Raw genomic sequence first — 22,316 nt, forward strand, 5'->3', positions numbered from 1 at the left:
ATGGCTTATAACAAGTTAATATTTGAATTATCACAACCAGGTAGAACTGGATATAAACTTCCTGAATTAGACGTAGAAGAAAAAGATAACTTAATTCCTGAAGAATTTTTATCAAATGAAGAATTAGATTTACCAGAAGTTAGTGAAGTTGACGTAGTTCGTCACTATACTAATCTTTCAACTCTAAACTTCGGCGTAGATACAGGTATGTATCCATTAGGATCTTGTACAATGAAGTACAACCCTAAAATAAATGAAGAAATCATAGCAAACCCAAAACTTGCTCGTCTTCACCCAAAACAAGATGACTACCAAGTTCAAGGTGCATTGGAAGCAATGTATACTTTACAAAAATCACTATGCGAAATCTCTGCAATGGATTATATGACATTACAACCAGCAGCAGGTGCTCATGGTGAAATAACTGCTATTACAATCTTCAAGAAATACCACGAAGTTAATGGTAATTCTGAAAAGAATGAAATCATAGTTCCAGACTCAGCTCACGGTACTAACCCAGCAACAGCTGCAATGGCAGGCTACAAAGTTGTAGAAGTTAAATCAAACGAAAATGGTGTAGTTGACGTTGAAGACTTAAGAAAAGTTGTAAATGAAAAAACTGCTGGTTTGATGTTAACTAACCCTAATACTTTAGGTTTATTTGAAACTAAAATCAAAGAAATCGCTGAAATAGTTCACGAAGCTGGCGGATTACTATACTATGATGGAGCAAATGCTAACGCTATTTTAGGACATGCTAGACCAGGGGACATGGGATTCGATGCAATCCACTTCAATGTTCACAAAACATTCTCTACACCACATGGTGGTGGAGGTCCAGGTGCAGGTCCTGTAGGTGTTAAGAAATTCTTAAGAGATTATTTACCAAAACCAATTGTTGAAAAAGATGGAGATAAATATTTCTTAGATTATAGCATGGAACATTCTATTGGTAGAATGAAAGACTTCCAAGGTCACTTCGGAATTTTAATGAGAGCATTGACTTATATCCTAACTATGGGTAGTGACGGATTGAAATGTGCATCTACTACAGCAGTATTAAATGCAAACTATCTACAAGCTCAATTAAAAGACGATTACAACTTACCACATGACTTCATCTGTAAACACGAATTCGTATTAGGCGGATTAAAGGATGATTGTGATGGTCAAGTTAAGACATTGGATGTAGCTAAGAGACTGTTAGATATGGGATTCCATCCACCAACAGTATACTTCCCATTAATCGTTCATGAAGCATTAATGGTAGAACCTACTGAAACTGAACCAAAACAAACTCTTGACGAATTCGTAGCTGCAATGAAACAAATTGCACAAGAAGCAAGAGAAAACAAAGATATATTATTAGAAGCACCTATTTCAACTGTTGTTAGAAGACCAGATGAAACAGAAGCTGCTAAGAAGTTAATATTGACTTACAAAAAAGGAGAATAATGACTAAAGATATCATTATTATCGGCGCTGGACCTGGTGGCTATGAAACAGCCATCAGGGCATGCCAGCTCGGTTTAAATGTAACTTTAATCGAAAAAGCTGAAGTAGGTGGTACATGCTTGAACAGAGGATGTATACCTACTAAAACTTTATGGAAAATTGCTGATTTGTACAAAGAAATTAAAGAATCAGAAACTTTTGGAATTGAAGTTAATGACCATAAATTATTAGCCGATAAAATTAAACAAAGGAAAACGGAAATTATCGAAAGACTTAGAAGTGGTGTTGAATACCTTTTCAAAACTTACGATAATTTAACTTTTATTAGAGGAGAAGCTAGCTTTAAAGATAATAAAACAGTTGTTGTGAAGACTTTGGAAGGAGAAACGAAAGAACTTACAGCTGATAAAATTATCATAGCTACTGGATCCAAAGACTATAAGCCAACAAATATTGAAGGTATTGACCATCCTAAAGTTTTGACATCAACTGGACTTTTGGAATTAGAAGAAATTCCAAAATCAATGGTTGTTATTGGAACTGGCGTAATAGGAATGGAATTTGCATCAATCTATTCACAATTTGGAACAGAAGTTACTGTAGTTGGTAACAAATTGTTGAAAACTGAAGATGGCGAAATCCAAAAACGTCTAAAATCAATTTTGAAAAGCGATACTTTGAAGTTTGTAACAGGAGTATATGCTAAGAAAATAGTTGAAGAAGACGGAAGACTTAAAATCATTAGTCAAAAAGTTGGCAAAGATAAATTCCAAGAAACTTATGCAGATTACGTTCTTGTAGCAAGTGGAAGAAGCAGCAATATAGATAATCTAGGAATTGAAAACACAGATATTAAAACTGAAAAAAATGCTATTGTTGTCGATGAAAATCTTCAAACAAATGTCGAAGGTATTTATTCCATTGGCGATTGTGTGTATAAGAACACTCAATTAGCTCACGTTGCAAGTAATCAAGGTAAAAATCTTGTAAGAGAATTTTCGGGTAAGGAAAAAAACATCAACATGGATATAGTTCCAGCAGTTGTATTTACTGTTCCTGAAATTGCATCTGTAGGTTTAACTGAAGAAAAAGCAAAAGAACAAAACATCGATTATGTAACAAGCAAATTTATGTATCAAGCTAACGGTAAGGCATTGAGTTTGAATGCTACAGAAGGCTTTGTAAAGATAGTTGCTACAAAAGACTTATCTAAGATTTTAGGTTGCCACATAATTGGCCACGATGCATCCACATTAATTCACTTCGCAGCAATTGCTATGAATAATAACGTTGGAGTTGAAGGTTTATCAGCAATGATTTACGCTCACCCAACTATTAGTGAAGTGTTTATGGATTCTGTCGAACAATTAGAAGGTTTATCTATCAATACGCCGAACCCTAACAAATAAATTGAATCCTCGTATTTAATTTCTGAGAGAAATTAATACGGGGATTTTTTTAATGGTTACAGAAAGTCAAATATAAAGTTTGATTTTTCGTAAACTTTTACGCTGTTTTACTCACAGTTAAAACACATTTGCTTGATAAAGTATAAGTATCAAATATGGAGGTGTAGATATGGACAGAGACCCATACTCTGAATACAACGATTACATTAAAAAAAGAAGGGACGGCTTGAGCGAAAGAAAAGTCGAAAATATGATAAAAGAAGAAATAGCTAAGAATAAACCTAAAATCGGTTGGTTAAAAGCTCTCACAATATTTTTACTAATATATTCTTTGGTTATGAGCTATTTCGTAGCAAAAAATATGACTGGTATTACTGAGACTATTAACAAAAATGGTCAAGTTGAAAGTAGTACTATTTCTATAAAAAACAATAGTGTGTCTACCGAAAATGCCGTAGCGAAGAAATCTTTGGATTCTGTAGTTGGTATAACAACTGTAGGTGTTCAAGAAAATATGTTTTTCCAAGGCAGAGTTGTAGAAGGTGTTGGAAGCGGTGTTGTTGTTAGCAAAGATGGATACATTTTAACTAACGCACATGTTGTACAAGATGGTAAAGCAGAAAAAATCGAAGTCTTGCTTACAAATGGCAAGAAATCATCTGCAAAATTATTGTGGTATGACACAACTTTGGACCTTGCAGTAATAAAGACTGACTTAACAGGGTTAAAACCAGTTGAAATGGGAGATAGTGACAAGGTTCAAATTGGAGACAAGGCGATTGCTATTGGTAATCCGTTGGGATTGGATTTGCAATCAACATTGACTAGTGGATATATTTCAGGAAAAGATAGAACAATCACTTTGCAAAATGGCCTACAAATGGATGGTTTGATGCAAACAGACGCTGCTATAAACTCAGGAAATAGTGGTGGTGGACTTTTCGACCAAGAAGGAAAACTAATTGGTATAAATACTGCAAAAGCTTCTGCAGAAGGAATCGGATTTACTATTCCTATTAACGTAGCCAAAACTATAGTAGACAATATAGTTTCTGGGGGTTCTTTTGAAGGAGTTAAGTTGGGAATTAGTGGAGTTGATGTAAAAACATTTCAACAAGCTACTGGTCAAAAATTATCTATAGACAAGGGAATTTATGTAGTGGAAGTTGTCAGAGGATCTTCTGCACAAAAAGCTGGAGTAACTAGAGGAGATATAATTACAAAAGTTAACGGTAAAGAAATCAATACGATGAGTTCTTTGAAGAAAGCATTGCTTGAAGTTAGACCACAACAAAAAGGCAAGATAACTGTCTATAGAGATGGCAATACGAAAGATTTGGATATTGAGTTTAGTACTTTACAACAAAAATAAGGTATCACGTTTTTTCCTTCCTTAATTTGCGTGAGATTTGAAATATATAAATTTGAAAGCGGTAGTGAGAACTATCGCTTTTAAATTAGTAAAAACAAATAAATTCTTAAAAAACGCCTAAAAAATCTAAATTTTTCGGTTTTGCTATTTACACAATGAATTAATTAGTATAAAATATGGGAGTGTTGAGGAGGAGAAAGATTTGAAGCAAATTTATTCTGTAAAAATGATTTTGAAATACAAGACAGATGTGTCTATATATGAAGAAGATATTGTTCTTATAGAAATGGAAAGCATTGATGAATTAAAAGACAAATGTTTGGAATATGTAGATTTAATTCAAGATGATTTGAACGATCATGAATTCGTAGAATTACATGAGATTGTGAATTGGAATTTGACCAACGAAAAATTCGACAGTTCGATGAATTTCAAGGAAGTTTATTCCGAATTTATAGACGAAGACGAAATTGCGTAGTAAAATAGTAGGTTTTTGTTTAAAGGCTTAACTATTTTGCTTTTTTCGTGTATAATATAGTAGGACATAAGGATCTCTTATATATATATTTATTACATAACTGTAAGGAGGTTATTATGTCAAAAAATTTATTAACTATTAAAGACTTATCCGCAAGGGTAGGAGATAAAGAAATATTAAAAAACATAAATTTAAATATAAACTATGGTGAAGTTCACGTTATTATGGGACCAAATGGTTCTGGTAAATCAACTTTAGCCAATGTTATTTTGAACAATCCACAATATGAAACTACTTCAGGTGATATTTTACTTGATGGAGAAAGTATTATGGATTTATCAACAGATAAAAGAGCCAAAAAAGGTATTTTTATGTCTTTCCAAAATCCAATGGAAGTTTCAGGCATTAGTGTAGAAAACTTCATCAGATCTGCGAAAATAGCAACAACTGATGAAAATATAGGATTCTTAGAATTCAGAGAAGAACTGGAAGATAATATGGATATACTTGAGTTTGATCATGGATATTCTTCCAGATATTTGAATGTCGGTTTTTCCGGTGGTGAAAAAAAGAAGAACGAAATTCTACAAATGTTAATGTTACAACCAAAACTAGCAATCCTTGATGAAACAGATTCTGGTCTTGATGTTGATGCTGTTAGAACTGTATCAAAAGGTGTAAAGGAATTCTTACATGACAATAATTCAGTTATTGTAATCACACATCACAAGGAAATCTTAAAAGAAATTAAGCCAGATTTCGTTCATGTAATCATGGATGGCACTATTGTAAAAGAAGGTTCTAGCGAACTTTTGGATCAAATTGAAGAAAAAGGATTCAATTGGATTAGAGAAGAGGTGAAATAATGGCACCTAAAAAGAAGACTCAAGTCGATGAAATGGATAGAGGTATCTATGACATCAAGAATAAATTTACTTTTAGAAGAAAAACTGAAGAGGGCTTGACTCCTGAAATTGTAAGACAAATTTCAGAAGAAAAAAATGAACCTCAATGGATGCTCGAAAAAAGATTGGAAGCTCTTGAAATATTTTACAATTCAGAAGATCCTGAATGGGGACCGGATTTAAGTGTAGTTGATATGAATAAGGTCACAACATACATTAGACCTGATGCAGATAGATCAAGCGACTGGAATGAAGTTCCTGATGAAATCAGAGATACTTTTGATAAGTTAGGTATCCAAGAAGCTGAAAAAGAAATGATGCTTAGCGGTGTTGGTGCACAATACGATAGTGAGGTTGTGTATCACAACATTCAACAATCTTTGGTAGACCAAGGGGTTATTTATACAGATTTTGATACGGCTCTTAGAGAACATGAAGATATTGTTAAACAATATTTTGCAAAATCAATCACACCAAGATTGCACAAATACGCAGCACTTCACTATGCAGTGTGGTCAGGTGGATCATTTGTATATGTTCCAAAGGGAGTAGATGTTAAAATCCCACTTCAAAGTTATTTTAGATTGAATGCTCCAGGAGCAGGTCAATTCGAACATACAATGATTATCGTAGAAGATGACAGTTATTGTCACTTCATTGAAGGTTGCTCAGCTCCAAAATATAACGCACTAAATGTACACGCTGGTGCAGTTGAAATCTTTGTTGGAGAAAATGCTACTCTTAGATTTTCAACAATCGAAAACTGGTCACGAAATATGTACAACTTAAACTCAAAAAGAGCAATCATTGAAAAAAATGGTAAAGTTGAATGGGTTTCTGGTTCATTTGGATCAGCGGTATCCATGCTTTATCCATCAAGTGTCTTAAAGGGAGAAGGCGCAAGCAGTGAGTACACTGGTATTTCATTTGCAGGACGTGACCAAAACTTAGACACAGGTGCTGTTATGATTCACGCAGCCCCTCACACTACAAGCTATGTAAACAGCAAGTCTATCTCTAAATCAGGTGGAATCAGTGTTTACAGAGGTTTAGTAGATATAAAAGAAAATGCTTACGATTCAAAATCATCAGTAAGTTGTGAATCGTTAATGTTAGATAATGAAAGTAGATCAGATACAATTCCAGTTGTTAAAATAGGAAACAAACATGTCGATTTGGGACATGAAGCATCTATCGGTAGGATAGATGATCAAGTTATTTTCTATTTGATGACAAGAGGTATTCCAGAAGAAGAAGCAAAATCAATGGTAGTTCGTGGATTTGCTGAACCAATAGCTAAGGAATTACCTATGGAATATGCGGTTGAGATGAATAATTTAATTAATCTTGAATTAGAAGGAAGCATAGGATAGGAGTTGTATATGGAACAAATTAAAGGCAATAAACTGGGATTTAAAACTTTCAAATATTTGAAAGTTAACGATACAGAAATCAATCTTCCAGATATAGATATAAAAGAATACAGAATAGACTCAGATCCAATAGAATCATTAGACAACAAAGATTTTGGTGTATGCCAAGAAGCTTTGGATATGAACGAAAAATCGGGAAATCTATTCAAAAAATATAGAACAGAAGAAAATCAAGTAAAAGATTTCGGAGTTATCGATTTGGTAACTGACAGAGAATATGATATTTTGTTGGATACTCACAAAATTGTAGCCGAAAAGAACTCAAGCTTAAGAGTTGTACTTGATTATAGAGACAATGACGACAATAAGAAATTCAGAAGTTCAGTAATAGAAATCAATGCTAAAGAAAACAGCAATGTGGAAGTTTTTGTTATTCAAACAGAAAAGAACACTACAGCATTGGAGTCAGTTATATTAAACTTAGATGAAGAAAGTAACGTCATCCTAAGCCAATACGAATTAGGAAGCAAGGACAATTATGTCAATACTAAAGCTAATTTGAATGGCAAACATTCTAACTTGGATATCAACAGTATTTACTTCACACATGGAGATAATTCATTGAATATGCTTTATGAAATCAATCATTTCGGCAAAGAATCCAAATCTTCATGTATCGTAAATGGTGCATTAAAAGAAACATCTTATAAAAACTTCAAGTCAACTCTTGATTTCAAAAAAGGATCCATGGGATCTACAGGAACAGAAGAAGAATACGCAGTATTGTTATCAGATGATGCAAAAAGCTTGTCAGTCCCAATACTTTTAGCAGGAGAAGACGACGTTATAGGTAATCACGCAGCAAGTGCAGGTAAGATAGATGCTGATATGCTATTTTATATAATGAACCGTGCTATATCCAGAGATGTAGCAGAAAGTATGATAGTTGAATCCAAATTTAGCGAATCATTATCTAGATTAGATGACGAAAACTTGGAAGGCAAACTACTTTCATTCATCAGAGAAAAAATGGCAAAGAGGGAATTGGATGTTAGATAAAAAGCAAGTAGAAGATATAAGAAAGGACTTTTTGTATTTGAATAAGGAATACAAAAATCCGATAGTTTATTTGGACAATGCAGCTACCAGCCAAAAACCGATTCAAGTCATAGATAGCGTAAGTGAATTTTACAAATATGAAAATGCAAATCCTCACAGAGGAGCACACACATTGAGCGTTTTATCTACAGATGTTTACGAATCTGGAAGAGAAAAAATCGCCAAATTCATCAACGCAGCAGATTCTTCAGAAGTAGTGTTCACAAGAAACACCACAGAATCTTTAAATTTATTAGCTTATTCGTACGGCTATAATAATTTAAAAGAAGACGATGAAATAGTCATATCAATAATGGAACACCACAGTAATTTAGTAACTTGGCAGGAAGTGTGCAAGAAAACTAAGGCTAAACTAAAATACTTGTATGTTGACAAAGAAAATATGCAATTGGATTTTGAAGAATTCAAGAAAACAATCACTGAAAAAACGAAAATTTTCTCAATAACACAAGCATCAAACGTAGTGGGAACTATGCCTGAAGTTGAAAAAATGATAAAATACGTCAAATCAGTTAACAAAGATTGTATATGCATAGTGGATTCTGCACAATATATTCCACACAATAAAGTTGACGTGCAACAATTAGGTTGTGATTTCCTAGTATTTTCAGGTCACAAAATGCTTAGCATAATGGGAGTTGGAATACTCTACGGAAAGAAAGAATTATTGAACAACTTAAAGCCGTTCTTGTACGGTGGAGATATGATTGAATATGTGTTTGAAGATAAATCATCTTACTTGGATGCGCCAGGAAGATTTGAAGCAGGAACACAAGATGTAGGAGCGGTAAAATCATTAATAACAGCGATAGATTACATCGAAAAAATTGGAATAGAAAATATTAGAGATTATGAAAAAGCATTAATGGATTATGCTTATGACAAAATCAAACAAAAATCCGACATCATCGATGTATACACAACAAGTGACACTCATAGATCACCAGTTTTAGATTTTAACTTCAAAGAAGCTCACCCACATGATGTTGCAAGTATTATGGATAGTTACGGAATTGCAATTAGAAGTGGACACCATTGTGCACAACCACTTCATAGATATTTGAAGACAAATTTCTCATGCAGAGCAAGCTTTGCATTCTATAATACATTTGAAGAAGTTGACTTTTTCATTGAACATCTTGAAGACGTAAGGAGATTGATGAGAATTGGAACTAGGTAGTTTATATACAGAATTAATATTGGAAAAAAGCAGGGATAAATCAAACAGACGTGAATTGGAACATCCAACTCATTGTGAGTTGGGACACAATCCAAGCTGTGGAGATGAAATCACATTGCAACTAAAAGTTCAAGATGATACAATCGAAGACATTGCATACACTGGAATGGGATGTGCTATATCACAAGCATCCACATCCATAATGTGCGATGTAATCAAAGGTAAATCTGTAAATGAAGCAATAGATTTGTGCAACAAATTCATCTCAATGATAAAAGGAGAAATCACTGACAGAAAAGAACTAAAAGTTCTGAAAGATGCAGTGTGCTTCCAAAGCATATCCACATTACCAGCAAGAGTAAAATGTGCCGTTCTTTCATGGTACACATTAAAAGATATGCTTGAAAACGACAAATCAGAAGGCTCATTTATTCCTGATTAATAGACAATAAAATAGATAATAAATTTTTAACTGGTGAAACGTGTGTTTCATCAGTTTTTTTATTAAAAAAAAGAGATAGCTCAAAATGAGTTATCTCTTAATTTAAATAATCAATTATTAGAAAGCTTTGAATCTTTCAACTTTATCTTTGTCGATTCCATGTTTTTCATTATAAGTCATTTTTGTTGTACTAATCATGAATGGAACGCCATCGATTTTACGAGCTTCTAGGAAGTTTACAACTTTTGTGTAATCTCCTGAATTTTTTCCACCTTTTTTCATTATTTTCATAATTGAGTATGGGTGTTCTGGTTCTTTGATTGTGATTAGTGAAGAATTTGGTTTATCGAATGCTTTTTGAACGATATCTTCGAATTCTTCTGTGTCGATACCAGGAATTAAATAGTATTCAGCATCTTCGTCCATGCTTTCTAATCCTTTAACTTGTACTGATTTGAATTGTTTCTTAGCAATTCCCATCATAATAGCTAATAATTGTCTGATTCCTGTTGATCTATGTCCTGAAATAATAATATTTTCGTGGTTTTCAATTGCTTTTTCGATGAATTCTGCTTGTTGTTCATCTAAAAACTCTGAATCCACAAATCTTTTTATCATTGGGTGCATAAAAATCCTCCTTATGTTTGATTTAATAACAATAATATTCTATCACATATTCAACAAAATATCATACTATTTTAATAATTCTACTGTTCTAGTTCCATAATGTCTTTTAAGCCGTCAGTGTATTTGATGTCGTTGTTTTCTAATACCCAAAATGCTTCAACTCCATCGATAGAGTCTACCAATTTTCTACCTTCTTCGTAATTCATAACGAAAACTGTTGTAGATAGAAAATCTGCAAGTCCAGAATCTTTTGTGACGATTGTCACTGATTTGAAATGACTTGCTGGATTTAGTGTATCCGGATCAATTATGTGGTGGTATTTTTTGTTGTTATAAACGTAAAATCTTTGATAATCACCACTTGTAACCATAGATGTTGTTTCCGGTATTTTCAAGATTGCGACGTATTGTTTGTCTGGTTCTTCGTTTAAATTAGGATTTTGGATTGCGACTACCCAGCTGTCTTTTCCTTTTATGATTGGTTTTCCAATTGTTCTAACATTTCCACCTGCGGAAATAATTCCCGATTTTAGTCCACGTTTTTCTACCTCTTGGGCTATTTTTTCTGTGGCGTATCCTTTTGCAGTGGCACCCAAATCTAGTCTTGAATCTTTATCTTTCAAGAAAACTGTGCTGTTTTGTTCATCCAAAACTATGTTGTCGATACTTGTGTGAAGATTTTTTTCTTTCAAAACATCTGCTGAAGGAATTTCGATTTTTTTCTTTTCCAGAGCGTTGTCTCTGTATTCTTTCCACAAATCAGTTACAGAACCAAATGCAATGTTTGTTTTTTTATTGTATTTGGAATAATCTTCTACTGACCATTTGATTAAATCAAACAAATCTTTGTCGACTTTTACAGGTTTAACTCCTGCGTTATCGTTGATTGTCTTTGCGTTATCTACGCCATCAAAATTTTCGTAAGTGCTGTATAGTTTGTGAAGTCTGTCAAATTCATCGTTGATAAACTTGGAATACTCATTGAATTCTTTTTCAGATTTTGTATACAAACTATATCTTATTACTGTGTCAAATTTGTCATAAAGTGTGGCTTCGTGTTTCTCAAAATCTTTAGACGAAGATTCAGCCTTTTCATTTACTTGTGGTGCTGGATCTTTTGGAACTGGTTTATTTTCACCTTTTTCTTGAGAACAGCCAACTAACATTGTTAATGTTAAAAATACTAATATAAATTTTTTCATATAATCACCACATACATTATATCAAATTTTGGGAAATAATTTGACATCTTTGACTTATTTTAACATTATATGCTTCAAAAATTCCTGTTTTATAGTATAATGGTAGTGATAATTTTTTAGGAGATGAATAATGAAGAAAGCTATTATACTTTCTGCCGGAGAAGGCACTAGAATGAAATCTCACAACTCAAAAGTTTTACACAAACTTTTGAACAAGACTATGATTGATTATGTCATGGATGCTTGTGATTTTGTGGATCAGAAAATAGTAGTCGGCGGAAATAATTACGATATTTTAAGAGAAAACTTAGATGAAAGTATTCATCTAGTAAAACAAAATATAGGAGAACAATATCCATATGGAACAGGGTATGCCGTTAAATTATGTTTAGATGAAATAAATGACGGCGATAAAGTTATTATTTTAACGGGGGATACTCCATTAATAAAGCAAGAAACGTTGAAGAAGTTTTTTGATTTCCATGAACAACAAAATTCCGTTGCAACAGTTCTTACAAGTGAAATCGACGATCCATTTGGATATGGAAGAATTGTAAAGGACGAAAAGGGTAATTTGCTCAAAATCGTTGAGCAAAAAGACTGCAATGATGAGCAATTATTAATAAAAGAATTCAACAGCGGCATGATGATTGTGAATGGCGATGTGTTGAAGATGTCGATTGAAAAAATCGGTACAGATAATTCAAAAGGCGAGATGTATTTGACAGATATTTTCGAAATCATCAGAAATGACGGCAAAATTATCAAAACTTTTAAACATTCTGATGTAAACGAAACTTATGGAATAAATACAAAAGCCCAATTGTATTTCTGTGAAGAAATTTTAAAACAAAGAGTTAATGAAAAATACATGGAAGATGGCGTTGTAATTTCAAATGCAGATTCTGTAATCATAGAACCATCCGTAAAAATAGGAAGGGACACTGTGATTATTGGACCTTGCAGGATTTATGGAAACACAGAAATAGGCAGTGATTGTTTGATTAAGGGCGATTGCGAAATTGTGAATTCTAAAATCGATGACAACGTGATTATTAAATCATCATACATCGAAAATTCTGTTGTTGGAAAGAACACAGACATCGGACCTTTTGCTCATTTGAGACCAAACAGCGTTTTGAAAGAAAATGTTCATATTGGAAACTTTGTTGAAATCAAAAACTCAACTGTTGGCAATAAAACAAAAGCAGGTCACTTGGCTTATGTTGGAGATAGTGATTTGAAGGAAAATATCAACATCGGTTGCGGAGTAATTTTCGTAAATTACGACGGCAAAAACAAGCATAGATCTGTGGTTGAAGACAATGTGTTTGTCGGTTCTAATTCAAATGTTATTGCTCCTGTGACTTTGAAAAAAGACAGCTTCATTGCTTGTGGTACTACAATTACTGAGGATGTTGAAGAAGGTGCACTTTCAATTGGAAGAAGCCGCCAAGAAAACAAAAAAGATTGGGTTTATAATAAAAAAAGATAGAAATGGAATGATTATATGTATTTAATCGCAGGACTGGGTAATCCAGGAAGTAAGTACGAATACACAAGACACAATGCCGGATTTATGGTTATAGATGATTTGGCAAAAAAATTGAATATTAAAGTGAACAAATTAAAATTCAAATCGTTGATTGGTGAGGGATTTATCGGAAATGAAAAAGTGATATTGATGAAGCCTTCAACTTACATGAATGATTCTGGAAAAGCTATCTTGGATTGTTTTAATTATTATAATTTATCAGCAGAAAATCTAATTGTTATTTGCGATGACATTGATATTCCTTTCGGAACTATTAGGATAAAAAAGAAAGGCTCTGCAGGAACTCACAATGGGTTAAAATCCATTATATATCTTATTCAATCTCAAGATTTTGCAAGAATAAAAGTATCTGTCGGTCAAAATGACAACAATTACGATTTGAAGGATTTTGTGTTGTCACAATTTAGCAAGAAGGAATTCGAAGTTTTAGAAAAAGAAATTGACATGTCAAGTGATGCGGCTATCAAAATAGTAGAAGAAAATGTCGATTATGCTATGAACAACTTCAATGGGAAAAGCTTGATATGAATTTTCTAACTAAAATTTACGAGGATAACACAGAATTTCAGGGATATTTAAATTCGCTATCATCTGATAATTCGTCTATTTACATTCACGGTGTCATTAAGGAAGCTTTTGCAAGTTTTGTGTATGCAACATCCAAAAACATAGACAAACCTCTTGTCGTAGTTGTAGAAGACAATATGAGAGCGAGAAATTTGACAGAATATCTGAATGATATTGAAGATAATATTTGTGAATTTTTTCCAAGCAGAGAACTTAACTTGTACAACGCAAGATCACTGGACGATAATGCAGAAGATCAAAGAGTAAATGTGTTGTTCAAATTATTAAACAACGAAAAATTCATCATAGTTACTACATTTGATGCTTTAACGAAGAAAATCACAAAAAAATCTGTAGCAAAAAAATACGCATTTACAATCAAAGATACTGATTTGATAAATTTGGAAGAACTTCAAGAAAAGTTGAAGGTGTTGAAGTACGAAAGAGTAGACACCATAGAATCCAAGGGACAATTTGCCATAAGAGGTGGAATTGTAGATATTTTTCCAGTACACAGCAGATTTCCTGTGAGAATTGAATTGTTCGATGACGAGATAGATTCTATGAGGTTTTTTGAAGTATCAACTCAAAGATCAATTGAAGATTGCAAGTTCGTCGACATCATTAGTTGCAGCGAATTAATTATTGAAGAATCAAAGAAAGAATCCATTATTAATTCTATTCAGAAAAATCTGGATAAAAGGGTTAATCATCCGATTTTTGGAGAAAATGTAGACAACGTCAAGGACAAATTCGAAAAGTTGATGGAATACATCAGGAGTGATTTGGAATACGAAATCGACTTGGTATCATGTTTTCTTACAAAAAAAGATTATGATACTGTGTTTGATTATTTTTTAGATGACAGCATAATGCTGATTGAAGATTTGTCCAGATGTTATGATATTTACAAGGAAAAAGAAAAGAGATTTTTGGAAGATTTCGTGTATTTGGTTGAAAAAGGAGAAGTTTTATCCAAGCACGAACAATCACTCATTCCAATTTCCGATATTTTGAAATTGATAAAAGCGAAAACTTCTGTCAACATTACAAGTTTGGTCAAAAGAACTAGACTTATCGAATCAAATGCGATGTATCAGTTTAAAACATTGGAAGCGCCAAACTTTAACAAGAATATCGACAGTTTGGTTGAAAATATCAAATCCAACAGTTTAAGGGGATTCAAGCAAATCGTGTTTGCGGCAAATGTCGAACGAAAAAATATGCTCAAGGATTTGTTCTTAACTAATGGAATTCCAACTCTTGAAGCTGAAGATTATAATGCAAATATCAAATCGTCGCAGGTTTTGATTACTCAGAAGAATTTGCCAAATGGTTTTGAAATAAAAGATCCTAAGTATTTGATAATTACTTATAAGGAAATTTTCGGACGCGAAAAACAAATTCGAAAACGTAAGAAGAAAAAAGGTACCGGTCAGGATATTGTAAATTATTCTGATTTGAATATCGATGATTACGTGGTACACGAAAATCACGGGATTGGTCAGTACAAGGGAATTGAAAAAATCGATGTAAATGGAATACAAAAAGATTACATTGTAATTCAATATAAAGCAAATGACAGGCTGATGATTCCAACGGATCAGATGAATTTGGTCCAAAAATACATCGGCGGTGGCAACATCAAAAAGCCTTCATTAAATAAATTAAGTGGAAATGATTGGGCAAAGGCAAAGCAAAAAGCTAAGAAATCAGTCGATGAAATGGCAGATGATTTGGTTGAATTATATTCAAAAAGAGCCAAATTAAAAGGATATCAGTTTTCTCAAGATACTGAATGGCAAAGGGAGTTTGAAGATTCATTTCCTTATGAAGAAACAGATTCTCAAGTAAGATCCATTGAAGAAATCAAAACCGATATGGAATCTGACAGACCAATGGATAGGTTATTGTGTGGTGATGTTGGTTACGGAAAAACAGAAGTTGCAATCAGAGCTTGTTTTAAAGCTATAATGGACGGTAAACAAGTTGCTTTCTTAGTTCCAACTACAATTCTCGCACAACAACATTTCAACACAATTAAAGAACGATTCAGAGATTATCCTATCAGAGTTGAAATGATGAGCAGATTCGTCTCTCCAGCACGTCAAAAACAAATAATGAAGGATGTGCAAAGAGGTCTTGTAGATTTATTGGTGGGGACTCATAGAATTTTGTCGAAAAATTTGAAGTTCAAAGATTTGGGATTATTAGTAATTGATGAAGAGCAAAGATTTGGTGTGAGACACAAAGAAAAATTAAAATCTATGAGAGAAAACGTAGATGTGCTTACACTGTCAGCAACTCCAATTCCTAGGACTTTACAAATGGGTTTGACGGGAATTAGGGATATGAGTTTATTGGAAGAACCACCAGAAGACAGAACTCCGATATCAACTTATGTTACAGAGTACAATCCTAGTTTGATAAGAGATGCAATAATCAGAGAACTAGACCGCGGTGGACAGATATATTTTGTGTATAATAGAATAGAAGATATTGATCAGATGGAATTTAAATTGAAAGAATTGGTTCCTGAATTAAACATAGCGATAGCTCATGGAAGAATGAATGAAAAAGAGCTAGAAAATGTAATGCTCGACTTCCAAGATGGAATTTATGATTTACTATTGTGCACAACTATTATAGAAACAGGTCTTGATATACAAAATGTCAACACAATGATAATTTATAATGCAGATAAGATGGGCTTGTCGCAATTGTATCAATTAAAGGGACGTATTGGACGATCTGATAGAACTTCGTTTGCTTATTTCACATATGAAGGGCAAAAATCATTGACCGAAATTTCCGAAAAACGACTTATGGCAATAAAAGACTTTACAGAATTTGGATCTGGTTTTAAAATCGCAATGAGGGATTTGGAACTCAGAGGAGCTGGAAATCTTTTGGGAGAAAGTCAACATGGTCACATCGCAAAAATCGGTTATGATTTGTATGTGAAGCTTTTGGAACAAGCAGTCAGAGAAGCCAAGGGAGAAACTATTTCTGAAAATAAGAATACAGTCACAATCGAAATCAAAGTCAACGGATACATTCCTGAAGATTATATTTCTGAGAATGAAACAAAGATTGATATCTACAAAAAAATCGCATCTATACAAGATGAAGATGATTATTCTGAAATAATTGATGAATTAATCGACAGGTTTGGAGATGTTCCTAAGCCTATCGTTAATATAATGGATGTATCTATAATCAAAGCGTTCTGCGCGAGATTGTCCATTGAAAGTATAAAAGAAATAAAGGGAGAACTTTTCTTGCAATTTTCTTCTCCTGACAAAATTTCATTAGAAACATTAAAATACTTGACAGAAAATTACAAAAAAGAAATGAGATTTGATTTGTCAGAAAAACCTAAAATCATTTTGGGATTTGAGGACAAAAATTTAAGAGATCCTATCGAAGTATTATCGATACTTTTGAAGGATAATGAGAAATAATTGGAGGAAAAATGAAGAAATTTTTAGCAATTGTATTAGCTGTGATGATGGTAATGGTAACAGGATGTTCTAAAAAACCAGACGGAGCAGTGGCAAAGATTGGCAAAGAATACATCTACCAAAAAGATGTTGACAAGGTAATGGAAGATTACAAACAATATTATGGACAAGATATTTTCAACCCTAACACTGAACAAGGTAAGGAAGCTTTGAAGCAAATCCAACCTAAAATCATTGATATGCTAATTAACGAAAAAATCGCAAACAAATTAATGAAAGATAAAAAAATTGAAGTGTCTGATAAGGAAGTTCAAGCAGAAGTTGACAAGCTTCAAAAACAATTAGGTGGAGCAGACAAATTCAAAGAACAACTTAAAAAAGAAAATATGACAGAACAAGCTTTGAAAGAACAAATCGAAAAACAATTGAAGAACAAAAAACTTTCTCAACAATTTGAAAAAGACTTCAAACCATCTGACAAAGAAATCAAAGACGAATTCGACAAAAATTTAGACACTTATACTCAATATAACGCAGATCACATTCTTTTCTCAGGTAAGGATGACAAGGGTAAAAACTTGGACGACACTAAGCTTAAAGCAAAATCAGAATTAGCAAACAAAACTTACGAAGAAGTAAAAGATGGTAAGAACTTCAATGAAGTTGCCAAAGCAAAATCAGAAGATCCATCAGCTAAGCAAAATTCTGGTAAATTAGGTGATTTCTTATCATCTACAATGGTAAAAGAATTTTCTGATGCATTGAAGAAAATGAAACCAGGTGAAGTTTCAAAACCTGTTAAGACAGAATTTGGATATCACATCATCAAACTTAACAGTAAAGTTACTGAATTAGATAAGATGACTGATGCAAATAAACAAAATGTTAAGACAGCAATTTCCAACAAAATTATCCAAGAAAAAGTTCAAAAAGAATTTGAAAAACAAAAAAAGGATATGGGCGTAAAAATTTACTAATTTTTAATAAAAAAACGCTGTTTTTTCAGTCAAAACACTTGAAATAAAAAAAATATTACTGTATACTGTATTTAAAATAGGTTTTAACTATTTTGAAAATTTAAGGAGGAAAAGATGAATAAATCTGAATTATTAACTAGTATAGCTAAAAAAAGTGAGCTATCAAAAGTAGAAAGCGAAAGAGCTTTAAACGCATTCATTAAAACTGTTGAAGAAACATTAGCAAAAGGTGAAAAAGTACAATTAGTAGGATTTGGTACATTTGAATCAAGAGAAAGAAAAGCTCGTGAAGGAAGAAACCCAAGAAATCCTGAAGAAAAAATTCAAATTCCTGCATCAAATGCGCCTGTATTTAAAGCTGGTAAATCTTTAAAAGAAGCAGTTAACAAGAAAAAGAGTAAATAGTTTATAAATCAGGCCTATGGCCTGATTTTTTATTATTAAACTTTTAATTATCAAAGAAAGATTGATTATGATTTACGATTTTTATATTAACAAAGACATAAAGGATAGATTTAGAATTTTATCGGATGATAAGCTTATTTATTCTGGATACAAGGAAGGAAATAGTACCTCGTTTTTTGATGCATTCATTGGGTCAAGCTTTGACAAGGGCTCAAACTTTGTGTTTTACGATGAAAACGAAGATGTCGTGATGAAGGTTGAGCGTATTTTTTATGATAATAACAAAAAATACGTAATAAATTCCAAGAATGTCAATTTTACATTAGAGTCTGACATGTCTAACACTATTAAATACGACAACGACAAAGTAATTGATATTTCTGATTTTAAACATATCAATGTACTAGATTTTGGCAATATAGAATTAAACAAGAAAGGTTTCAGCATCTACGAAAAGTTTACATTGGATATAAAGGATGAAAAATACACATTCGTTGTCATTGCTGTGGCTTTGTTTATATGGGATGTATATATTAAAGAAAGATTAGGATTTATAAAATAATGAGTAAAACGGATTTTTTTGTAAAAAATTTTGGTAATAGACATGAAGCCAAGAAGAAAATCATTTCAATTTTGTTGGCTAACTTATTGGCTGCCGTTGCGATTGACTTTTTCTTCAGTCAAAAGAACTTCTTGAGTGGTGGTTCTACTGGTATTGGATTGTTGGTTCAATATATGACTGGAATTCCTACAGGAGTTACAGTGTTCTTACTTAATATTCCAATTATGATTATTGGATACAAATACTTAACTAGACAATTTGTAAATTACGCAGCGATTTCTACCATTGTGTTGTCAATTTATTTGACATTGTTCCACTATCTTCCAAATCCATTTATCTTAAAAGATGATATGCTTGTAGCTGTGGTTGGTGGAGCGATAAATGGCACGTCGATGGGTACGCTTTTTAGATTTGGTACATGCAGTGGTGGCTTGGATATCATAGCTGCTATTATGAAAAACGAAAAAGATATTTCAATAGGAAATGTACTCATGGCTTGTAATGCAGTAATCATTGCGATAGGTAGTGCTTTGTATGGTATTGATAAAGGATTTTATACTATTATTTCGATGTTTGTAGCTTACAGAGTTTTGGATAAAATCGAATTGGGAATAGGTGAAACTAAACAAGTTTTCGTGATAACTTCTAAGAACGAAGAAGTTGCTTCAATTATTATGCAAGATATGAACCGCGGTGTTACTTTCTTACACGGAGAAGGTGCTTATTTGAATAACGAACAAGAAGTTATTTTCTGTGTATTAAAAAGAGCACAAGTTGCGTATTTGAAGAAGAAATTGAAAAAGATTGACCCTCGTGCATTTATTACAGTAAATGATGCCTACGAAGTATTGGGTAAAGGATTTGAAAGAGAAGAATATTAAGGAGTGGTATTATCAAAAACTTATTAATAGCACAATCAGGTGGACCAACTTGTGCCATCAATGCAACATTGGCTGGTTGTTATAAAAAAGCAATTGAGCTAGGATTTGACAATGTGTACGGAGCTTTATACGGCGTTCAAGGATTGTTGGATTCCAAAATCATAGATATGAAAGCACAAATCAAAACAGATGAAGATTTGAACAGATTAAAAATCACTCCAGCAAGTGCATTGGGATCTTGCAGATACAAAGTAGATAGCGAAGAAAAACTTGCAAAAATCGTGGAAATTTTGAAATCATTTAACATTAATTATTTTATCTACATTGGTGGTAATGACTCAATGGACACAGTGTATCAATTATCCAAATACATCGAAAAAATTGGAGAAGATATTCATGTAATGGGCTCTCCGAAAACAATCGACAATGATTTATTTGGAACTGATCATACACCAGGATTTGGTTCTGCAGCGAAGTTTGTAGCAAATTCTGTCTATGAAATAGCTAAAGATGTCGAAATCTACGACTACAGAACTATAACTATTGTTGAAATTATGGGACGATACGCTGGATGGTTAACAGCAGCAGGAGCAATCTCCAAAAAACTTTGTAACCTTGGAGCAGATCTTGTGTATATAAGTGAAGATACATTTGAATTTGATAACCTAGTCAAGGAAATCAATGAAAACTTCAAAAGAACAGATAATATTTTGATTTTAGTAAGTGAAGGTATTAAAGATTCTTCCAATAACTTCATATCCAAAACATCTGGCAAGAAAGACAAGTTCGGCCATGCACAATTGCAAGGACCATCTCACATAATCAGAGATAAATTAAAAGAAATTTACGATATGCCAATTAGAAGTATTGAACTGAACATACTTCAACGATGTGACATGTCATTTGCATCCAAGACAGACATTGAAGAATCATTTGAAGTTGGAGAATTTTCTGTAGAATGTGTAGAAAATCATTCAGGTAAAATGGTTGGAATCAAAAGAATTTCCAACAAACCTTACAAGACAGAATTCGAACTTGTCGATATAGAAAAAGTTGCCAACAAAACCAAAATGATAATTCCAAAATACACAGACAGCCATTTTCAAATCGACGACGAATTTATGGACTACATTCTTCCTTTAATCGAAGGAGAAATCGACGTAGAATACAAAAATGGAATTGCACAATACTTCGCATTCGACAAAGAAGATATTGTGAAATTGTAAAATCAAGAGCAGAGTTGGTAATAATTCTGCTCTTTTTTAAAAATTTGTAAAAAACACTTTACAAAACAATCTTATTGTGCTATCATAGAAAGGTAGTCGTGGTTCATTAGCTCAGATGGTAGAGCACCTGACTTTTAATCAGGGTGTCCCGGGTTCGAGTCCCGGATGAGCCACCAATAGCCGAGCTTTTGTAGCTCGGTTTTTTTAATTTGAGGTGAAAAATGTATTTAATTGTATCCGCATTGATATTATTATTTTTATTAATATCGATATCGTACAAAATCAACATAGTACAATACGAAATAAAATCTGAAAAGATTGACCGTGATATGGACATATTATTCTTATCGGATCTTCATTCATGCGATTATGGAATAAATCAAAAGAAATTAATGGATAAAATAAAATCGGTCGATTGTGATGTGATTTTGTTGGGTGGAGATATTGTAGATGACAAATTAAAACCCAAAAAAGCATTTGAATTGCTGGAACAATTACAACAACTGGGTAAGAAGGTTTATTACGTTCACGGAAATCACGAAAAAAGAATAGAAAATCTGGTAGAAATAGATGAGACAATCATAAATTATAATGTGCAAATTCTCGATAATGAAGAAGTGTTCTTATCAAACAACATTAAACTTATCGGAGTGGACGATTCATCTGGAGAAATATTGGATGATTATGAAAATAAATTAGATGATTTAGATGAAAAATTAGATTCAAAAAATTTTAATATATGTTTGATTCACAAACCAGATTATTATTTCAAGAAAAATCTGAAAAATTTTGATTTGATGATATCAGGTCACACTCACGGTGGACAATGGAGACTTCCTTATATCTTAAATGGAGTTATATCGCCGGGACAAGGTCTGTTTCCAAAATACGCAGGGGGAATGTATAGCGACGATTATACACTTATAGTATCACGTGGGCTTGCCAAGGAAAAGACGGTAGTTCCAAGGATATTTAATCGACCAGAAATTAATTTAATAAAATTAACAAAAATCAACAATAGTTAAGAAAAGTATACAATGCTTGGAAAACTATTGTTTTTTTATTTTAGTGTACTAAAATATAATTAAAGGTAAATAAATTATTACTTGACAACGAA

Annotated in this window: 20 protein-coding genes and 1 tRNA gene; 19 read left to right on the forward strand and 2 right to left on the reverse strand. The window is 32.7% G+C overall.

Annotated features, from left to right (window positions below):
* The 9 genes from gcvPB (at position 1) to sufU (ending at position 9,733) form a co-directional block, all read left to right on the forward strand.
* The gene (gene gcvPB, locus GKG01_RS07225) at positions 1-1,455 is read left to right on the forward strand and encodes an aminomethyl-transferring glycine dehydrogenase subunit GcvPB (protein ID WP_154271953.1); all 1,455 of its coding nucleotides are present in this window, start codon (positions 1-3) and stop codon (positions 1,453-1,455) included.
* A complete protein-coding gene (lpdA, locus tag GKG01_RS07230; RefSeq protein WP_094205417.1) occupies positions 1,455-2,864 on the forward strand; it encodes a dihydrolipoyl dehydrogenase in 1,410 nt (469 codons plus the stop codon). Before gcvPB ends, lpdA begins: the two co-directional genes overlap by 1 nt.
* Positions 2,865-3,033: 169 nt before the next feature.
* Positions 3,034-4,236 carry a trypsin-like peptidase domain-containing protein gene (locus tag GKG01_RS07235; RefSeq protein ID WP_154271954.1) on the forward strand — a complete coding sequence of 401 codons (1,203 nt, stop codon included), beginning with the start codon at positions 3,034-3,036 and terminating at the stop codon, positions 4,234-4,236.
* A gap of 202 nt (positions 4,237-4,438) precedes the next feature.
* Positions 4,439-4,714, forward strand: a complete 276-nt coding sequence (locus GKG01_RS07240) for a hypothetical protein (protein WP_102164369.1) — start codon at positions 4,439-4,441, stop codon at positions 4,712-4,714.
* A 116-nt stretch (positions 4,715-4,830) separates the two neighbouring features.
* Positions 4,831-5,580: a Fe-S cluster assembly ATPase SufC gene (gene sufC / locus GKG01_RS07245; RefSeq protein WP_094205420.1), complete on the forward strand. Its 750-nt coding sequence runs from the start codon at positions 4,831-4,833 to the stop codon at positions 5,578-5,580.
* Complete coding sequence (sufB, locus tag GKG01_RS07250; protein ID WP_002835398.1) at positions 5,580-6,992, forward strand: Fe-S cluster assembly protein SufB; 1,413 nt, start codon at positions 5,580-5,582, stop codon at positions 6,990-6,992. The genes sufC and sufB overlap by 1 nt, the downstream gene beginning before the upstream one ends.
* Before the next feature lie 9 nt (positions 6,993-7,001).
* Complete coding sequence (locus GKG01_RS07255; RefSeq protein WP_154271955.1) at positions 7,002-8,051, forward strand: SufD family Fe-S cluster assembly protein; 1,050 nt, start codon at positions 7,002-7,004, stop codon at positions 8,049-8,051.
* Complete coding sequence (locus GKG01_RS07260) at positions 8,041-9,291, forward strand: SufS family cysteine desulfurase (RefSeq protein ID WP_154271956.1); 1,251 nt, start codon at positions 8,041-8,043, stop codon at positions 9,289-9,291. The genes GKG01_RS07255 and GKG01_RS07260 overlap by 11 nt, the downstream gene beginning before the upstream one ends.
* Positions 9,278-9,733, forward strand: coding sequence for a Fe-S cluster assembly sulfur transfer protein SufU (gene sufU, locus GKG01_RS07265; protein WP_012290426.1), 456 nt, complete (start codon positions 9,278-9,280; stop codon positions 9,731-9,733). Before GKG01_RS07260 ends, sufU begins: the two co-directional genes overlap by 14 nt.
* A 117-nt stretch (positions 9,734-9,850) precedes the next feature.
* Here the strand turns inward: sufU and GKG01_RS07270 are convergent, their stop codons facing one another.
* Together GKG01_RS07270 and GKG01_RS07275 are read right to left on the reverse strand one after the other, a co-directional pair.
* Complete coding sequence (locus GKG01_RS07270) at positions 9,851-10,351, reverse strand: hypothetical protein (RefSeq protein ID WP_227905520.1); 501 nt, start codon at positions 10,349-10,351, stop codon at positions 9,851-9,853.
* A gap of 89 nt (positions 10,352-10,440) precedes the next feature.
* A complete protein-coding gene (locus GKG01_RS07275; protein ID WP_154271957.1) occupies positions 10,441-11,562 on the reverse strand; it encodes an FAD:protein FMN transferase in 1,122 nt (373 codons plus the stop codon).
* A gap of 130 nt (positions 11,563-11,692) precedes the next feature.
* Here GKG01_RS07275 and glmU point away from each other — a divergent pair, with 130 nt between their 5' ends.
* The 10 genes from glmU to GKG01_RS07325 all read left to right on the forward strand — a co-directional run bounded on the left by glmU (position 11,693) and on the right by GKG01_RS07325 (position 22,224).
* Positions 11,693-13,057 (forward strand): bifunctional UDP-N-acetylglucosamine diphosphorylase/glucosamine-1-phosphate N-acetyltransferase GlmU, encoded by a 1,365-nt coding sequence (gene glmU, locus GKG01_RS07280; protein ID WP_094206923.1) that lies wholly within the window; start codon positions 11,693-11,695, stop codon positions 13,055-13,057.
* Between the two features lie 15 nt (positions 13,058-13,072).
* Positions 13,073-13,645, forward strand: coding sequence for an aminoacyl-tRNA hydrolase (gene pth, locus GKG01_RS07285; protein ID WP_154271958.1), 573 nt, complete (start codon positions 13,073-13,075; stop codon positions 13,643-13,645).
* Positions 13,642-17,148, forward strand: a complete 3,507-nt coding sequence (mfd, locus tag GKG01_RS07290) for a transcription-repair coupling factor (RefSeq protein WP_154271959.1) — start codon at positions 13,642-13,644, stop codon at positions 17,146-17,148. Before pth ends, mfd begins: the two co-directional genes overlap by 4 nt.
* An 11-nt stretch (positions 17,149-17,159) precedes the next feature.
* Complete coding sequence (locus GKG01_RS07295) at positions 17,160-18,125, forward strand: peptidylprolyl isomerase (protein WP_094206926.1); 966 nt, start codon at positions 17,160-17,162, stop codon at positions 18,123-18,125.
* Positions 18,126-18,239: 114 nt separating this feature from the next.
* Entirely contained in the window at positions 18,240-18,530 is a 291-nt protein-coding gene (locus GKG01_RS07300; protein ID WP_002835383.1) for an HU family DNA-binding protein, read from the forward strand.
* Positions 18,531-18,597: 67 nt separating this feature from the next.
* The gene (locus GKG01_RS07305; protein WP_094206927.1) at positions 18,598-19,092 is read left to right on the forward strand and encodes a hypothetical protein; all 495 of its coding nucleotides are present in this window, start codon (positions 18,598-18,600) and stop codon (positions 19,090-19,092) included.
* Positions 19,092-19,973 (forward strand): YitT family protein, encoded by an 882-nt coding sequence (locus GKG01_RS07310; protein WP_094206928.1) that lies wholly within the window; start codon positions 19,092-19,094, stop codon positions 19,971-19,973. Before GKG01_RS07305 ends, GKG01_RS07310 begins: the two co-directional genes overlap by 1 nt.
* 26 nt (positions 19,974-19,999) lie before the next feature.
* Complete coding sequence (locus GKG01_RS07315) at positions 20,000-21,199, forward strand: diphosphate--fructose-6-phosphate 1-phosphotransferase (RefSeq protein WP_110058751.1); 1,200 nt, start codon at positions 20,000-20,002, stop codon at positions 21,197-21,199.
* 100 nt (positions 21,200-21,299) lie between these two features.
* Positions 21,300-21,375 (forward strand) — tRNA-Lys (locus GKG01_RS07320).
* 45 nt (positions 21,376-21,420) lie between these two features.
* Positions 21,421-22,224, forward strand: a complete 804-nt coding sequence (locus GKG01_RS07325) for a metallophosphoesterase (protein WP_154271961.1) — start codon at positions 21,421-21,423, stop codon at positions 22,222-22,224.
* Positions 22,225-22,316 lie beyond the last annotated feature (92 nt).

This window comes from Finegoldia sp. BIOML-A4, from assembly GCF_009679635.1.
Taxonomy (GTDB): Bacteria; Bacillota; Clostridia; order Tissierellales; family Peptoniphilaceae; genus Finegoldia; species Finegoldia magna.

Bases quoted from the DNA above. Each gene is read 5' to 3' on its own strand.
- gcvPB (WP_154271953.1), top strand. From the start codon at position 1: ATGGCTTATAACAAGTTAATATTTGAATTATCACAACCAGGTAGAACT.
- lpdA (WP_094205417.1), top strand. From the start codon at position 1,455: ATGACTAAAGATATCATTATTATCGGCGCTGGACCTGGTGGCTATGAA.
- GKG01_RS07235 (WP_154271954.1), top strand. From the start codon at position 3,034: ATGGACAGAGACCCATACTCTGAATACAACGATTACATTAAAAAAAGA.
- sufC (WP_094205420.1), top strand. From the start codon at position 4,831: ATGTCAAAAAATTTATTAACTATTAAAGACTTATCCGCAAGGGTAGGA.
- sufB (WP_002835398.1), top strand. From the start codon at position 5,580: ATGGCACCTAAAAAGAAGACTCAAGTCGATGAAATGGATAGAGGTATC.
- GKG01_RS07255 (WP_154271955.1), top strand. From the start codon at position 7,002: ATGGAACAAATTAAAGGCAATAAACTGGGATTTAAAACTTTCAAATAT.
- GKG01_RS07260 (WP_154271956.1), top strand. From the start codon at position 8,041: ATGTTAGATAAAAAGCAAGTAGAAGATATAAGAAAGGACTTTTTGTAT.
- GKG01_RS07270 (WP_227905520.1), bottom strand. From the start codon at position 10,351: ATGATAAAAAGATTTGTGGATTCAGAGTTTTTAGATGAACAACAAGCA.
- GKG01_RS07275 (WP_154271957.1), bottom strand. From the start codon at position 11,562: ATGAAAAAATTTATATTAGTATTTTTAACATTAACAATGTTAGTTGGC.
- glmU (WP_094206923.1), top strand. From the start codon at position 11,693: ATGAAGAAAGCTATTATACTTTCTGCCGGAGAAGGCACTAGAATGAAA.
- pth (WP_154271958.1), top strand. From the start codon at position 13,073: ATGTATTTAATCGCAGGACTGGGTAATCCAGGAAGTAAGTACGAATAC.
- mfd (WP_154271959.1), top strand. From the start codon at position 13,642: ATGAATTTTCTAACTAAAATTTACGAGGATAACACAGAATTTCAGGGA.
- GKG01_RS07295 (WP_094206926.1), top strand. From the start codon at position 17,160: ATGAAGAAATTTTTAGCAATTGTATTAGCTGTGATGATGGTAATGGTA.
- GKG01_RS07300 (WP_002835383.1), top strand. From the start codon at position 18,240: ATGAATAAATCTGAATTATTAACTAGTATAGCTAAAAAAAGTGAGCTA.
- GKG01_RS07305 (WP_094206927.1), top strand. From the start codon at position 18,598: ATGATTTACGATTTTTATATTAACAAAGACATAAAGGATAGATTTAGA.
- GKG01_RS07310 (WP_094206928.1), top strand. From the start codon at position 19,092: ATGAGTAAAACGGATTTTTTTGTAAAAAATTTTGGTAATAGACATGAA.
- GKG01_RS07325 (WP_154271961.1), top strand. From the start codon at position 21,421: ATGTATTTAATTGTATCCGCATTGATATTATTATTTTTATTAATATCG.